The organism is Mucilaginibacter mali, assembly GCF_013283875.1.
In the GTDB taxonomy this organism is placed as follows: domain Bacteria; phylum Bacteroidota; class Bacteroidia; order Sphingobacteriales; family Sphingobacteriaceae; genus Mucilaginibacter; species Mucilaginibacter mali.
In genome coordinates, this window is record NZ_CP054139.1 from 4,198,739 (window position 1) to 4,213,810 (window position 15,072).

Here is a 15,072-nt window from a genome sequence, read left to right on the forward strand (position 1 = left end):
ATCATGAATCCCATTTTTGCTTATTGTATCTCTGTACATAGTCTTTTATTAAAAACCCGAAACCTGAAATAACAATAAATACTGGCCAAAGTTGAATCGCATCACTAAAATCGGGGAGATGCATAAAGTCACTCGATCCATCGAAGATCCCGAATGAGTACATACACATAGCTATACCAAAAATCACCAGCCCTATACCGGTAAGTTTGGTGTAGTCTTTGGAGGAACTTTTTTTCTTAACTTCCTTTGCCTTGTTGTTGCTTTTAGTATGGCTACGGATCCTTCTTCTTCGCCTATCCTGGCTATTTTCGTTACTCATATTATGCTTGATAAATATAAAACTATTAGTGTTAAGTTACGAATAATAGTTTCTTTAGATTTGCCGCGTTTGAATTACGCCTGGCCCATTGTGTTGCCAAAATTCATCGGAAAACCAGACGGTTCCTGCTGAACTTTAATACGGCCATTTACAGCTTCAAATTTTTCTATATTATCCTCCAAGGCAGTAAGCAGCCGCTTCGCATGCTCCGGAGTTAATATTATCCTCGATTTTACTTTAGCTTTGGGAACCCCTGGCATTACCCTGATAAAATCCAATACAAACTCCGAGTTTGAATGTGTGATAATAGCCAGGTTAGAATAAATACCCTCTGCTATTTCTTCAGAAAGTTCAATATTTAATTGATTTTCGTTATTTTCTTCCATTAACCTTATATATATTCTATTATTTACAAATTTATGTGTTTATTGTTAATAAACTATCAAAGTATAGTTTGTTAATCCACTGGTAATAAAAATTTAAAACCAGGGCTCAATAGTGTATTATGTTTAGTGTGATTAAAAAGCGTTAACGCTTTTCAAGTTCAATATTTGAAATATAGCCCTGTAAGATGGCTTAAAACCAGCAGGGCCTTCCATAAAATGGAAAGCCCTGCTAAATTAACAAATTATTTCGAATTATTATGCTTCTGCTTCTTCGGTCTTCGAAGCCATCAGCCGGTCAAATTCTTCCTGAGAACCTACGCGGATATTGTCGTATATACGCAACCCGGTTCCTGACGGAATTAAGTGCCCAACGATAACGTTCTCTTTCAGGCCAAGCATGCTGTCTCTCTTACCGGCTATCGCTGCTTCGTTCAGTACCTTGGTGGTTTCCTGGAACGATGCCGCAGATATGAACGACTTGGTGCCTAACGAAGCCCTGGTGATACCCTGCAGGATAGGGCTTGAAGTAGCCGGGATAGCGTCCCTAACTTCAACCAGCTTCATATCCTTACGTTTCAGTACCGAGTTCTCATCGCGCAGTTTACGCAGCGATACGATCTGTCCTGATTTCAGGGTATTTGAATCGCCCGGATCGGTAACAACTTTCTTGTCGTAGATCTCGTCGTTCTCTATCATAAAGTCCCAGCCATCAACAGCTTCTCTTTCAAGGAAACGGGTATCGCCCGGATCTTCAATAGATACTTTCTGCATCATCTGGTGAACGATCACCTCAAAGTGCTTATCGTTGATCTTCACACCCTGTAAACGGTAAACCTCTTGTATACCATTCACCAGGTACTCTTGCACGGCAGCAGGGCCTTTAATAGCCAGGATGTCGGCAGGAGAGATAGAACCGTCAGACAGTGGCATACCGGCTTTCACAAAGTCGTTATCCTGTACAAGGATGTGTTTTGAAAGTGGTACCAGGTATTTTTTAACCTGTCCGTCGCGCGATTCGATGGTCATCTCACGATTACCACGTTTCACACCACCTAAGGTTACCACACCGTCAATTTCGGTTACAACCGCAGGGTTGCTTGGGTTACGTGCTTCGAATAACTCGGTTACACGTGGCAAACCACCTGTAATATCTCGCGTTTTACCGGTTGAACGAGGGATCTTGGCAATAACCTGGCCGGTTTGTACCTTCTCACGCTCGTCAACAGCAATGTGCGCACCTACCGGGATGTTGTATCCTTTGATCAGGTTGCCTTTATTGTCAACTACCTGTATAGCAGGGTTTTTAGATTTATCGCGGGTGTCAATAATTACTTTTTCGCGGTGACCGGTTTGCTCGTCGCTTTCTTCGCGGAAGGTTACACCTTCCAATACAGCGTCGAATTGTACCTGGCCGGCAAATTCAGAGATAATTACCGCGTTGTACGGATCCCATGAACAGATCTTGTCGCCACGGTTGATCTTGCTGCCATCCTTCACATACAGGTACGAACCGTATGGGATGTTGTTGGTCATGATCACCTTGTTGCTGCCTGCCTCCAGGATGCGGAATTCGCCCGAACGGCCCAGTACCACGTCTACCGCTCCGTCTTCCGGCGTTTCGAATGATACGGTACGTACGTTCTCAAATTCGATAATACCTTCGTATTTAGCGTTGATCTGAGATTCGGCCGCGATGTTAGACGCGGTACCACCCACGTGGAATGTACGCAGGGTTAACTGTGTACCCGGCTCACCGATTGACTGCGCTGCAATTACACCTACAGCCTCGCCGCGTTGAACGCGTTTACCACTGGCCAGGTTACGGCCATAGCAAAGCGCGCAAACACCACGTTTGCTTTCGCAGGTTAATACCGAACGGATCTCGATGCCTTCCAGCGGAGAGTTTTCGATGTTCTTGGCAATTTCTTCAGTGATATCCTGTCCGGCTTGTACTAACAGTTCGCCGGTGATAGGGTCGTGCACTTCATGTAATGAAGTACGGCCCAGGATACGGTCATACAATGGTTCAACAATGTCCTCGTTATCTTTAAGGGCAGTGGTGAAGATACCACGTAAAGTACCGCAATCTGTTTCGCCAACGATCATGTCCTGCGCAACGTCATGTAAACGACGGGTCAGGTAACCAGCATCAGCCGTCTTTAACGCCGTATCCGCCAAACCTTTACGGGCACCGTGGGTAGAGATAAAGTACTCTAATACCGACAGACCTTCTTTAAAGTTTGAAAGGATCGGGTTCTCGATGATCTCGCCGCCTGAACCTGATTTCTGAGGTTTCGCCATCAGGCCACGCATACCTGCCAGCTGACGGATCTGCTCTTTAGAACCACGTGCACCCGAATCAAGCATCATGTAAACCGAGTTGAAGCCCTGGTTATCTGTACTCAGGATCTCCATTACGTTAGCGGTCAGCTTGTTATTGATACGGGTCCAGATATCGATGATCTGGTTGTAACGTTCGTTGTTGGTAATGAAACCCATGTTATAGTTGTTCATTACCTCTTCAACTTCTTTCGAAGCCTGGTCGATCAGGGTAACCTTCTGTGCAGGGATATTAATATCCTTCAGGTTAAACGATAAACCACCACGGAATGCCATCTGGAAACCTAACTCCTTAATATCATCAAGGAATTGGGCCGCGCGGGCCATACCGGTAGTTTTTACTACCTCGCCAATGATATCACGCAGTGATTTCTTGGTCAGCAGTTCGTTTATATAACCTACTTCTTCAGGCACATGCTGGTTAAACAGTACGCGGCCTACAGTAGTGTCGATCAGTTTATTTACGATGCTGCCGTCTTTCTCTTTCACGTTAGCTTTCACTTTAATGAAAGCGTGCAGGTCAAGTTTTTTCTCATTGTAAGCAATGATCACTTCCTCTGCAGAGTAGAACGAAAGGTTTTCACCTTTTACAACACGGGTAGCATCAGTTTTGCGGCCCTTAGTAATATAGTAAAGACCCAATACCATGTCCTGAGATGGTACAGTGATAGGCGTACCGTTAGCAGGGTTCAAAATATTGTGCGATGCCAGCATCAGGATCTGGGCTTCCAAAATTGCCGCGTTACCAAGTGGTACGTGCACGGCCATCTGGTCACCGTCAAAGTCGGCGTTGAACGCGGTACAGGTTAATGGGTGCAGCTGGATAGCTTTACCTTCCACCAGTTTAGGCTGGAAAGCCTGGATACCCAACCTGTGCAGCGTAGGCGCACGGTTAAGCAGTATCGGGTGGCCTTTCAGTACGTTTTCAAGGATATCCCAAACCAGCGGGTCTTTACGGTCAACAATTTTCTTTGCAGATTTTACTGTTTTAACCACACCACGCTCAATCATTTTGCGGATGATAAATGGTTTAAACAGCTCGGCTGCCATATCTTTTGGTAAACCGCACTCGTGCAGTTTAAGGTTAGGGCCTACCACAATTACCGAACGTGCCGAGTAGTCAACACGTTTACCCAGTAAGTTTTGACGGAAACGGCCTTGTTTACCTTTCAGAATGTCTGAGAGCGATTTCAGGGCACGGTTACCTTCCGTTTTAACGGCATTAACTTTACGCGAGTTATCGAATAACGAATCCACAGCTTCCTGCAGCATACGTTTTTCGTTACGTAAGATCACCTCCGGCGCTTTGATCTCGATCAAACGTTTCAAACGGTTGTTACGGATAATTACACGGCGGTAAAGGTCGTTCAGATCTGAAGTAGCGAAACGGCCACCTTCCAGTGGTACTAACGGGCGCAGTTCAGGCGGGATAACCGGAACGATCTTCACGATCATCCACTCAGGGTTATTCTCGATACGGCCTTGTGCTTCGCGGAAAGCTTCAACAACCTGCAGGCGCTTCAAAGCTTCGTTTTTACGTTGCTGTGAGGTTTCGTTTGCAGCCTGGTGGCGCAGATCGTATGATAATTGGTCAAGGTCAAGGCGTTTCAGCAATTCTTCCAATGCTTCGGCACCCATTTTGGCCACAAATTTCTGCGGGTCTTTATCGTCAAGATATTGGTTCTCTTTTGGCAGGGTATCCAAAACGTCCAGGTATTCTTCCTCGGTCAGGAAGTCCATAGCACTGATACCGTCAGCTTCTTTAATACCTGGCTGAATTACTACATAACGTTCGTAGTAGATGATCAGGTCGAGCTTTTTAGTAGGTAAGCCCAGCAGGTAACCAATTTTGTTTGGTAACGAACGGAAATACCAGATATGCGCAACAGGCACCACCAGGTTGATGTGGCCCATACGCTCGCGACGAACCTTCTTCTCGGTTACTTCAACACCGCAACGGTCGCACACGATACCCTTGTAACGGATACGTTTGTACTTACCGCAATGGCACTCATAGTCTTTTACCGGACCGAAGATACGCTCGCAGAATAAACCATCACGCTCGGGCTTGTAGGTCCGGTAGTTAATGGTTTCTGGTTTTAAAACTTCACCGCTCGAACGCTCAAGGATAGACTCTGGCGAGGCTAAACTGATGGTAATGGTGGTGAAATTGCTTTTTATTTTATTATCCTTTTTGTAAGACATATTTCTTTTTTTAAAGGTATTTTTTTGTTAGCTCAAAGGTGAAAGGCCAAAGGTGAAAGGTTTTTCCCTTCCTCATTAATCGGGATGAGAGGTAAAAAGATAAGGCACCTTTCACCTTTATCCTTTTACCTTTCACCTCTTTCAACCTTATTCTAAGGTGATATCCAAACCTAAGCCGCGTAACTCGTGAACCAATACGTTGAATGATTCTGGTACTGATGGTGTAGGCAGGTTTTCGCCTTTAACAATAGCTTCGTATGTTTTGGCACGGCCAATAACGTCGTCAGACTTAACGGTTAAGATCTCCTGCAGGATGTTAGCTGCACCGAATGCCTCTAACGCCCAAACCTCCATCTCACCAAAACGCTGACCACCGAACTGTGCCTTACCACCCAATGGCTGTTGAGTGATCAAAGAGTACGGGCCTATAGAACGGGCGTGCATCTTATCGTCAACCATGTGGCCCAGTTTCAGCATGTAGATGATACCTACAGTAGTTTGCTGATCGAAGCGCTCACCTGTTAAACCATTGTATAAGTAAGTACGGCCCGATTCTGGTACGCCTGCTTTAGCAATCCACTCTTCTACCTGCTCGTGGCTTGCGCCATCGAAAATCGGGGTAGCGAATTTCATACCCAGCTCTTTACCGGCCCAGCCCAATACAGTTTCGTAGATCTGGCCAAGGTTCATACGTGAAGGTACACCCAGCGGGTTCAACACAATATCAACCGGGGTACCGTCTTCCAGGAATGGCATGTCCTCATCGCGAACGATGCGGGCAACAATACCTTTGTTACCGTGGCGGCCGGCCATTTTATCACCAACTTTAAGCTTACGCTTTTTAGCGATGTAAACTTTAGCCATTTGTACAATACCCGATGGCAGCTCGTCGCCTACGCTGATCGCGAATTTATCGCGGCGGTAAGCACCCAGTTCTTCGTTCAGCTTAATGTTGAAGTTGTGCAACAGGGCTTTGATCTGATCGTTCTTGTCGTCGTCGGTAGTCCACTTGGTTGGGTTGATGTTATCGTAAGGTAACTCAGCCAGCATTTTCTGGGTGAATTTAACACCTTTAGCAATCAACAGTTCCTTGTAAACATTGTACACACCTTGCGATGTTTTACCGTTAACAATTTCAAACAGTTTATCAACCAGTGTATTCTTCAGTTCTTTAACTGCTTTATCGTGTTTGGTATCCAGTTTTTCTAACTGTGCTTTTTCTTCGGCTTTCGAAGTCTTTTTAGCACGGCTGAACAACTTGGTATCGATAACCACACCGGCGATAGACGGAGGTGTTTTTAAAGACGCGTCTTTAACATCACCTGCTTTATCACCAAATATGGCACGTAACAGTTTTTCTTCCGGTGATGGGTCTGATTCACCTTTAGGGGTGATCTTACCGATCAGGATATCGCCTTCCTTAACCTCGGCGCCTACACGGATGATACCGTCTTCGTCCAGGTCTTTGGTAGCTTCTTCCGATACGTTCGGGATATCCGGTGTCAATTCCTCTTCACCGCGTTTTGTATCACGTACTTCCAGTTCAAACTCCTCGATGTGCAACGAAGTGAAGATATCCTGCGATACCACACGTTCCGAGATCACGATCGCATCCTCAAAGTTGTAACCTTGCCAAGGCATGAATGCCACTTTAAGGTTACGGCCAAGGGCTAACTCGCCATCCTGTGTTGCATATCCTTCGCAAAGTACCTGTCCTTTTTCAACCTTCTGGCCCTTCTTAACGATAGGCTTCAGGTTCATGGTAGTACTTTGGTTGGTCTTTTTGAACTTGGTCAGTTGGTAAGTTTTGGTGTCGCCATCAAATGAGACCAGCCTGTCAAGCTCGTTACGGTCGTAACGGATCTTAATTTCGTTTGCGTCAACATACTCAACCACACCATCGCCTTCTGCGTTGATCAGCGTGCGCGAATCTTTAGCTACACGGCCTTCCAGACCAGTACCTACAATTGGCGACTCCGGACGCAGCAATGGCACGGCCTGGCGTTGCATGTTCGAACCCATCAGGGCACGGTTAGCGTCATCATGTTCTAAGAACGGGATAAGCGAAGCCGCGATTGATGTGATCTGGTTTGGCGCAACGTCCATGTAATCCAGTTTTTCCGGCTCAATTACCGGGAAGTCGCCTTCATAACGTGCTTTTACGCGCGGGTTCTCAAAAATACCCTTATCATCGTAATAAGCGTTGGCCTGGCCTATGGTTTTACCGTCCTCATCTTCTGCCGACAGGTAAATTACTTCTTCTTCAACCTTAACCTTACCTTCAACCACACGTTTGTACGGGGTTTCGATAAAGCCCAGGTTATTGATCTTGGCGTGTACGCACAGCGACGAGATCAGACCGATGTTCGGGCCTTCAGGTGTCTCGATGGTACATAACCTGCCGTAGTGGGTGTAGTGAACGTCACGAACCTCGAAACCGGCACGCTCGCGCGACAGACCACCCGGCCCCAGGGCCGACAGACGACGCTTGTGCGTGATCTCTGCCAGTGGGTTGGTCTGGTCCATAAACTGCGATAGCTGGTTGGTACCGAAGAACGAGTTGATCACTGATGACAGTGTACGCGCGTTGATCAGATCGGTTGGTGTGAACACCTCGTTATCACGAATGTTCATACGCTCGCGGATGGTACGTGCCATACGCGCTAAACCTACACCAAACTGTGCATACAATTGCTCACCAACGGTACGTACACGACGGTTTGACAAGTGGTCGATATCATCCACCTCGGCTTTAGAGTTGATCAGTTTGATCAGGTATTTAACGATAGCGATAATGTCCTGTTTGGTCAGTACCTTAATATCGTTAGATGTATCCATCTTCAGCTTACGGTTGATGCGGTAGCGGCCAACATCGCCCAAGTCGTAACGTTTGTCAGAGAAGAACAAACGATCGATGATACCACGTGCTGTTTCTTCATCAGGTGGTTCAGCGTTACGTAATTGACGGTAGATGTGTTCAACCGCTTCTTTCTCTGAGTTAGAGGTATCCTTTTGTAAGGTATTATATATAATGGTATAATCACCGCTGGTGGCCGAATCTTCCTTGTTCAGGATGATGGTTTTCACACCTGCGTCGATGATCATATCGATATGGTCGTCTTCTAAAACGGTCTCGCGCTCAAGGATGATCTCGTTACGGTCGATAGATACCACTTCACCGGTATCCTCGTCCACAAAGTCTTCCACCCATTTTTTAAGCACCCTTGCGGCAAGCTTACGGCCAATAAATTTCTTTAAACCGCTTTTGCTTACTTTTACTTCGTCGGCCAGTTCAAACAATTCCAGGATGTCTTTATCCGAATCATAACCGATGGCGCGCAGCAAGGTAGTAACCGGGAATTTCTTCTTACGGTCGATATATGCATACATCACGTTGTTAACGTCTGTAGCAAACTCGATCCACGAACCTTTGAAAGGGATTACACGGGCCGAGTATAATTTAGTACCGTTAGTGTGGCGGCTTTGGCCGAAGAATACACCAGGCGAACGGTGTAATTGCGATACAATTACACGCTCGGCGCCATTGATAACAAAAGTACCTTTAGGGGTCATGTATGGGATGGTACCCAGGTACACGTCTTGTACAATTGTCTCAAAGTCTTCGTGCTCCTCGTCGTTACAAGATAGGCGCAGCTTGGCTTTTAAAGGCACACTGTAAGTTAAACCGCGCTCGATACACTCTTGTATATCGTAACGTGGCGGATCAATAAAGTAATCAAGAAACTCTAAAACAAAGATGTTCCTTGAGTCAGAAATCGGGAAGTTTTCGGCAAATACTTTAAACAGCCCTTCTTTATAACGGTTGTCTGAAGTAGTTTCCAGTTGGAAAAATTCCCTGAAAGATTGCAACTGCACATCCAGGAAGTCGGGGTAATCAATTACGTGCCTGCTGGTTGCAAAGTTTACTCTTTTATTTGTTGTGTTTGCCAAGGGATTATAATTTTAAGTCTATTATTTGTAGATGTGAGATGTGAGATTTGAGACGTGAGATATGAAATTGCCTTTATACGGGCTTTTCTCACATCTCAAATCTCATATCTCAAATCTATAAAACATTATAAACGGCAATAGACCCCGACCAAAAAAGGTCCGGGGTCTTTATGCTTTAGGTGCTATTGGGTTAAATTACTTAACCTCAACTACAGCTCCTGCTTCTTCTAATTGTTGTTTCAAGCTTGCAGCTTCTTCTTTAGTTACACCAGTTTTTAATTCTTTAGGTGCACCGTCAACTAAGTCTTTAGCTTCTTTCAAGCCTAAGCCAGTCAGGTCTTTTACTAATTTAACAACTGCTAATTTAGCGCCACCAGCTTCTTTCAGGATAACGTCAAATGAAGTTTGTTCTGCAGCAGCAGCAGGAGCGTCATCGCCACCAGCTGGGGCAGCAGCAACAGCTACTGCAGCAGCAGCAGGCTCAATACCGTACTCGTCTTTTAAGATTTGAGCTAACTCGTTAACTTCTTTTACTGTTAAGTTTACTAACTGTTCAGCAAATGATTTTAAATCCGCCATTTTATTTAATTTTTTACTTTAATGCTTTTTGTTTTAATGTCATGCTTAACTTGAGGTGCATGAATTAACCTCTTTCTTGTAATGTTTTAACAACGCCGGCCAAAATGTTACCGCCCGATTGAAGAGCAGATACAACATTTTTAGCAGGAGATTGCAGTAATCCGATGATCTCGCCAACCAGTTGTTCTTTCGATTTCAGGTTGATCAATGTATCCAGTTGGTTATCACCAATGAAAACGGCCGAGTCAATATATGCTGCTTTGATGATTGGTTTTTCGCTGCCCGATTTCCTCAGTTGTTTGATCAGCTTTGCAGGTGCAGTTGCTGATTTTGAGAAAAGGATAGACGACGAACCTTTCAGCACATCATAAATTGCAGTGTAATCGCCACCGGCAGCTTCCATCGCTTTTTTAATTAAGCTGTTTTTTGCTACCTGGATAGTGATATCACTCTCGAAACATTTACGGCGGATGTTATTGATCTTAGCAACCGTAAGGTTTGAAGTGTCGGTAATGTAAAAATTACCATATTCCTTCATCTGTTCAGTAAGGGCAAGAACAAGTTCGTGTTTTTCTTCTTTATTCATGATTAGATCCCCGCTACTGTTTTAGTTTCAACCTCGATGCCCGGAGACATGGTTGAAGAGATATGGATACTTTTAAAATATGTTCCTTTGGCTGCTGATGGTTTTAGCTTAGAAATTACTTGCAGTACTTCTAAAGCGTTTTCATAAATTTTATCAGCAGAGAAAGATACTTTTCCTATCGAAGTGTGGATGATACCGGTTTTGTCAACCTTGAAATCGATCTTACCACCTTTTACCTCGGTTACAGCTTTACCAACTTCTGGTGTTACTGTACCCGATTTAGGGTTAGGCATCAGGTTACGCGGGCCCAATATACGACCCAAACGACCTACCTTAGCCATCACACTTGGCATAGTGATGATAATATCAACATCAGTCCATCCGCCTTCAATTTTGGCAATGTAATCGTCCAAACCTACGTAATCTGCACCTGCGTCTTTAGCTTCCTGCTCCTTATCCGGAGTACAAAGCACCAGTACACGTACAGTTTTACCGGTTCCATGAGGTAATGTTGCGATACCACGTACCATTTGATTGGCTTTACGCGGATCGACACCTAAACGAACATCGATATCAACCGATGAATCGAATTTGGTGTTAGTGATATCCTTAACCAGGCTTGTTGCGTCCTGTAAAGAATACGACTTATTAGCCTCAATTTTGGAGAGTGCCACTTTTTGATTTTTTGTTAATCTTGCCACTGTCTTAAACTGATTTGTGTTTGTAATTAATTTTTGATCTGAGATTAAATCTGCGGATCAAATTAGTTCCAGGGAGCCGTACCTGATACGGTGATTCCCATACTGCGAGCAGTACCAGCAACCATTTTCATGGCCGATTCTACTGTAAATGCATTCAAGTCTGGCATTTTATCTTTTGCAATAGTTTCAACCTGCTCCCAGGTAACTTTCGCTACCTTTTTACGGTTTGGCTCTGCAGACCCGCTTTTTAAACCTGAGGCCTCCAATAACTGGATAGCAACAGGAGGGGTTTTAATGATAAAATCGAATGACTTGTCAACGTAAACAGTGATCAATACAGGTAACACTTTGCCAGGTTTATCCTGGGTACGTGCATTAAACTGCTTGCAAAATTCCATAATGTTCACCCCTTTAGCACCCAATGCTGGGCCAATTGGAGGTGATGGGTTTGCAGCGCCGCCTTTTACCTGCAGCTTCACCATCGCACCGACTTCTTTTGCCATTTTACTTTAATTATTTAATACTCAATGTTAGTAGTGGAAGCTATGTAACATTTATCTTTAAAAGTGAGTGGTTGATTGAGTTGCATTAAGTGAGTAGTTATCACTTTTTCGCTTTATCAAGGCACTCTTTTATATTTTTTAAATCAGTTTGGAAAACTAAATCAACTACTCACGCAATCAACTTAATCAACCTATAACTAACTATTCTTTCTCTACCTGCATGTAATTCAATTCAAGCGGCGTACGGCGCCCGAATATCTTTACCATTACTTTCAGCTTTTTCTTTTCTTCGTTAACCTCTTCTATCACACCGCTAAAGCCATTGAACGGACCGTCCATTACTTTAACAGCTTCGCCAACATAATAAGGCACGTTCATGGTTTCGCCTTGTGCGCTCATTTCGTCAACCTTACCTAAAATGCGGTTAACTTCGGCCTGACGCAGTGGAATGGCATTACCAGCCTTATCGCCTAAAAAGCCTATTACGCTGTTCACGTTTTTAATTACGTGTTCCAGCTCGCCGTCAAGCGCTGCTTCCATCAGTACATAGCCCGGGAAATAGTTACGCTCTTTAGCTATTTTTTTTCCATCGCGCATCTGGTAGTATTTTTCGGTAGGTATTAATACCTGCGGTACCAAATGCGATATGCCCAAGCGGTTAACTTCGGCATCAATGTATTGCTTAACTTTTTTTTCCTTGCCGCTGATAGCGCGTACTACATACCATTTCAAATTTTCACCCATCTCTGTCTATCAAATTAAGCAAGTGAAGTGTAAAAATGGCTTAACACATAGCTAATAGCAGTGTCCATACCAAAAATAACCAGCGCGATAATTAACGAGGCAACCACTACCAGTACGCCGCTGCTTTGCAGTTCGCGCCAGGTTGGCCAGGTTACCTTTTGGGTTAACTCTATGTATGATTCTTTTATATATTCAACTACTGCAGCCATTGTTTATTTCGCTTTATATATGGCACGGGAACAAGGATTCGAACCCTGATCAAAGGTTTTGGAGACCTCTATTCTACCGTTGAACTATTCCCGTGTATATTTTACCCTAAATCCCTAAAGGGATTTTTGATTTTGTTATTCTTCTAATTAGTAACAAAGTACTTAGGCATTTGCCTAAGTACTTTGAATATAATTAACCTATCCTTATTCCCCCTTTAGGGGGTTAGGGGGTTTATTTTAAGATTTCAGTTACCTGACCGGCACCTACTGTACGACCACCTTCGCGGATAGCGAAACGTAAACCTTTTTCCATCGCGATAGCGTTGATCAGTTTTACGGTGATAGTAACGTTGTCGCCTGGCATAACCATTTCTACACCTTCTGCTAACGAGATCTCGCCAGTTACGTCAGTGGTACGGAAATAGAACTGAGGACGGTATTTGTTAAAGAACGGAGTGTGGCGGCCACCTTCTGCTTTCGACAATACGTAAACTTCTGCTTTGAAATCGGTGTGAGGAGTTACTGAACCTGGTTTGCAAATAACCATACCACGACGGATATCAGTTTTTTCAATACCACGTAACAATAAACCTACGTTATCACCAGCTTCACCACGGTCAAGGATCTTACGGAACATCTCAACACCAGTTACGGTTGATTTTAAGTTCTCGGCACCCATACCCAGGATATCAACAGGATCGCCAGAGTTGATTACACCACGCTCGATACGGCCAGTTGCTACAGTACCACGACCAGTGATCGAGAATACGTCTTCAACAGGCATCAGGAATGGAAGATCAGTCAGACGTGGAGGGATTGGGATGTAGCTATCAACAGCATCCATCAACTCCATAATTTTTTCAACCCATTTCGGATCAGCGTTCAGGCCACCTAAAGCCGAACCTTGGATCACAGGGATATCATCACCAGGGAAATCGTAGAATGATAATAATTCACGAACTTCCATCTCTACTAATTCTAACAGTTCCGGATCATCAACCATGTCAACCTTGTTCATGAAAACAACAAGTGCAGGTACACCTACCTGGCGTGCTAACAGGATGTGCTCGCGGGTTTGTGGCATCGGACCATCAGTAGCAGCTACCACGATGATAGCACCGTCCATCTGAGCAGCACCGGTAACCATGTTCTTTACGTAGTCGGCGTGACCTGGACAGTCAACGTGTGCGTAGTGACGGTTAGCAGTTGAGTACTCAACGTGAGCAGTGTTAATAGTGATACCGCGTTCTTTTTCTTCCGGAGCCGAGTCAATTGAATCAAATGAACGTGCTTCAGATAAACCTTTATCAGCTAATACTTTGGTGATCGCTGCGGTAAGGGTTGTTTTACCGTGGTCAACGTGACCGATTGTACCGATGTTTAAGTGCGGTTTACTGCGGTCAAATTTTTCTTTTGCCATGATTTATTTATTAATGTTTGTAGGTTAATTTTCCTTATTTAAATAGGCATTTTCATACCTGTTGAGCCAACAATGGGATTTGAACCCATGACCTCTTCCTTACCAAGGAAGTGCTCTACCCCTGAGCTACGTCGGCTTATTTTTTAGTTTGCGGCTTGCAGTTACCAGCTTGCAGTATGTTAATTGACTGCCTACCGCTATCTGCCTACTGCTCACTGTTTAAAGAGCGGAAGACGAGGTTCGAACTCGCGACCTATAGCTTGGAAGGCTATCGCTCTACCAACTGAGCTACTTCCGCTTTTAATTCAGTTAGCAGCTACCAGTTTGTTTATGATAACAAACCGATAACTGCTTGCTGAAAATTTGTGGGGAGAGAAGGATTCGAACCTTCGTAGCCGAAGCAACGGATTTACAGTCCGTCCCATTTGACCGCTCTGGTATCTCCCCAAAGCTTTATCCCGGATATCGCATTTTACATTTCGGATTTGGGTAAATCCGAAATCGAATCTTCGAAATTCGAAATTAAAACTGAGCCCCCAATCGGGATCGAACCAATGACCTACTGATTACAAGTCAGTTGCTCTACCAGCTGAGCTATGGAGGCTTAAATTTTTTCTTTTTAAAGAACCACCCTTTCAATTAGTGGGCTTGGTTAACCACCTCTCCGAAAGGGATTGCAAATCTACAAAAAATAAAGGCTGTGCAAAATATTTTTGCAAAAAAAAATCGACGGGCATTTCACCCGCCGATTTCGCCTTGTTTAAAGGCCTGATTATCTTTAATATTCGTCTTCAGCGGCTGTCAAAACGGCTTTTTTTACAGTCTCGGCAGCAGCGGCTTTTTTCTGTTTATGCTTTTCAATTTGCTTGCGCAGGCTCTCCAGGGCCAGGTCGGTAGCCTCTTCAAAGGTCTTGCATTGCTCTTTGGCGAACAATTGATTGCCCGGCAACTGAATTTTTATCTCCGTTATTTTGTTGGCTTCATCTTCTACGTTCTCTAATTTCAGGTAAACCTCGCCGCTAATGATCTTATCGTAAAACAGATCTAACTTATCTGCTTTCTTCTGGATAAAATCCAACAGCTTCCTGTCTGCTGTAAAATGGATCGATTGAACTGTGATCTTCATTTT

General features: G+C 44.3%; 12 protein-coding genes and 5 tRNA genes. All 17 read right to left on the bottom strand.

Going from position 1 to position 15,072, the window contains the following annotated elements; genetic code table 11:
• Window position 1 precedes the first annotated feature (1 nt).
• The 17 genes from HQ865_RS17565 to hpf all read right to left on the bottom strand — a co-directional run bounded on the left by HQ865_RS17565 (window position 2) and on the right by hpf (window position 15,069).
• Window positions 2-319 (bottom strand): hypothetical protein, encoded by a 318-nt coding sequence (locus HQ865_RS17565; RefSeq protein ID WP_173416158.1) that lies wholly within the window; start codon window positions 317-319, stop codon window positions 2-4.
• A gap of 74 nt (window positions 320-393) precedes the next feature.
• Window positions 394-705 (bottom strand): DUF3467 domain-containing protein, encoded by a 312-nt coding sequence (locus HQ865_RS17570; protein ID WP_173416159.1) that lies wholly within the window; start codon window positions 703-705, stop codon window positions 394-396.
• Window positions 706-960: 255 nt separating this feature from the next.
• Entirely contained in the window at window positions 961-5,250 is a 4,290-nt protein-coding gene (gene rpoC / locus HQ865_RS17575) for a DNA-directed RNA polymerase subunit beta' (protein ID WP_173416160.1), read from the bottom strand.
• Window positions 5,251-5,397: 147 nt separating this feature from the next.
• Window positions 5,398-9,201, bottom strand: coding sequence for a DNA-directed RNA polymerase subunit beta (gene rpoB, locus HQ865_RS17580; protein ID WP_173416161.1), 3,804 nt, complete (start codon window positions 9,199-9,201; stop codon window positions 5,398-5,400).
• Window positions 9,202-9,396: 195 nt separating this feature from the next.
• Window positions 9,397-9,780, bottom strand: coding sequence for a 50S ribosomal protein L7/L12 (gene rplL / locus HQ865_RS17585; protein ID WP_173416162.1), 384 nt, complete (start codon window positions 9,778-9,780; stop codon window positions 9,397-9,399).
• A gap of 64 nt (window positions 9,781-9,844) precedes the next feature.
• Window positions 9,845-10,366, bottom strand: coding sequence for a 50S ribosomal protein L10 (gene rplJ / locus HQ865_RS17590; protein ID WP_173416163.1), 522 nt, complete (start codon window positions 10,364-10,366; stop codon window positions 9,845-9,847).
• 2 nt (window positions 10,367-10,368) lie between these two features.
• Window positions 10,369-11,067, bottom strand: coding sequence for a 50S ribosomal protein L1 (gene rplA, locus HQ865_RS17595; RefSeq protein ID WP_173416164.1), 699 nt, complete (start codon window positions 11,065-11,067; stop codon window positions 10,369-10,371).
• A 62-nt stretch (window positions 11,068-11,129) separates the two neighbouring features.
• A complete protein-coding gene (gene rplK, locus HQ865_RS17600) occupies window positions 11,130-11,570 on the bottom strand; it encodes a 50S ribosomal protein L11 (RefSeq protein WP_173416165.1) in 441 nt (146 codons plus the stop codon).
• Between the two features lie 201 nt (window positions 11,571-11,771).
• Window positions 11,772-12,314, bottom strand: coding sequence for a transcription termination/antitermination protein NusG (gene nusG, locus HQ865_RS17605; protein ID WP_173416166.1), 543 nt, complete (start codon window positions 12,312-12,314; stop codon window positions 11,772-11,774).
• A gap of 14 nt (window positions 12,315-12,328) precedes the next feature.
• Window positions 12,329-12,523, bottom strand: a complete 195-nt coding sequence (gene secE, locus HQ865_RS17610; protein ID WP_173416167.1) for a preprotein translocase subunit SecE — start codon at window positions 12,521-12,523, stop codon at window positions 12,329-12,331.
• A 20-nt stretch (window positions 12,524-12,543) separates the two neighbouring features.
• Window positions 12,544-12,617: transfer RNA gene (locus HQ865_RS17615), tRNA-Trp, on the bottom strand.
• 138 nt (window positions 12,618-12,755) lie between these two features.
• The gene (tuf, locus tag HQ865_RS17620; protein ID WP_173416168.1) at window positions 12,756-13,943 is read right to left on the bottom strand and encodes an elongation factor Tu; all 1,188 of its coding nucleotides are present in this window, start codon (window positions 13,941-13,943) and stop codon (window positions 12,756-12,758) included.
• A gap of 64 nt (window positions 13,944-14,007) precedes the next feature.
• Window positions 14,008-14,079, bottom strand: a tRNA-Thr gene (locus HQ865_RS17625).
• An 89-nt stretch (window positions 14,080-14,168) separates the two neighbouring features.
• A tRNA-Gly gene (locus HQ865_RS17630) sits at window positions 14,169-14,241 on the bottom strand.
• A 68-nt stretch (window positions 14,242-14,309) separates the two neighbouring features.
• Window positions 14,310-14,390: transfer RNA gene (locus HQ865_RS17635), tRNA-Tyr, on the bottom strand.
• Between the two features lie 84 nt (window positions 14,391-14,474).
• A tRNA-Thr gene (locus HQ865_RS17640) sits at window positions 14,475-14,547 on the bottom strand.
• Window positions 14,548-14,721: 174 nt separating this feature from the next.
• Window positions 14,722-15,069, bottom strand: a complete 348-nt coding sequence (hpf, locus tag HQ865_RS17645; RefSeq protein WP_173416169.1) for a ribosome hibernation-promoting factor, HPF/YfiA family — start codon at window positions 15,067-15,069, stop codon at window positions 14,722-14,724.
• Between the last annotated feature and the right edge of the window lie 3 nt (window positions 15,070-15,072).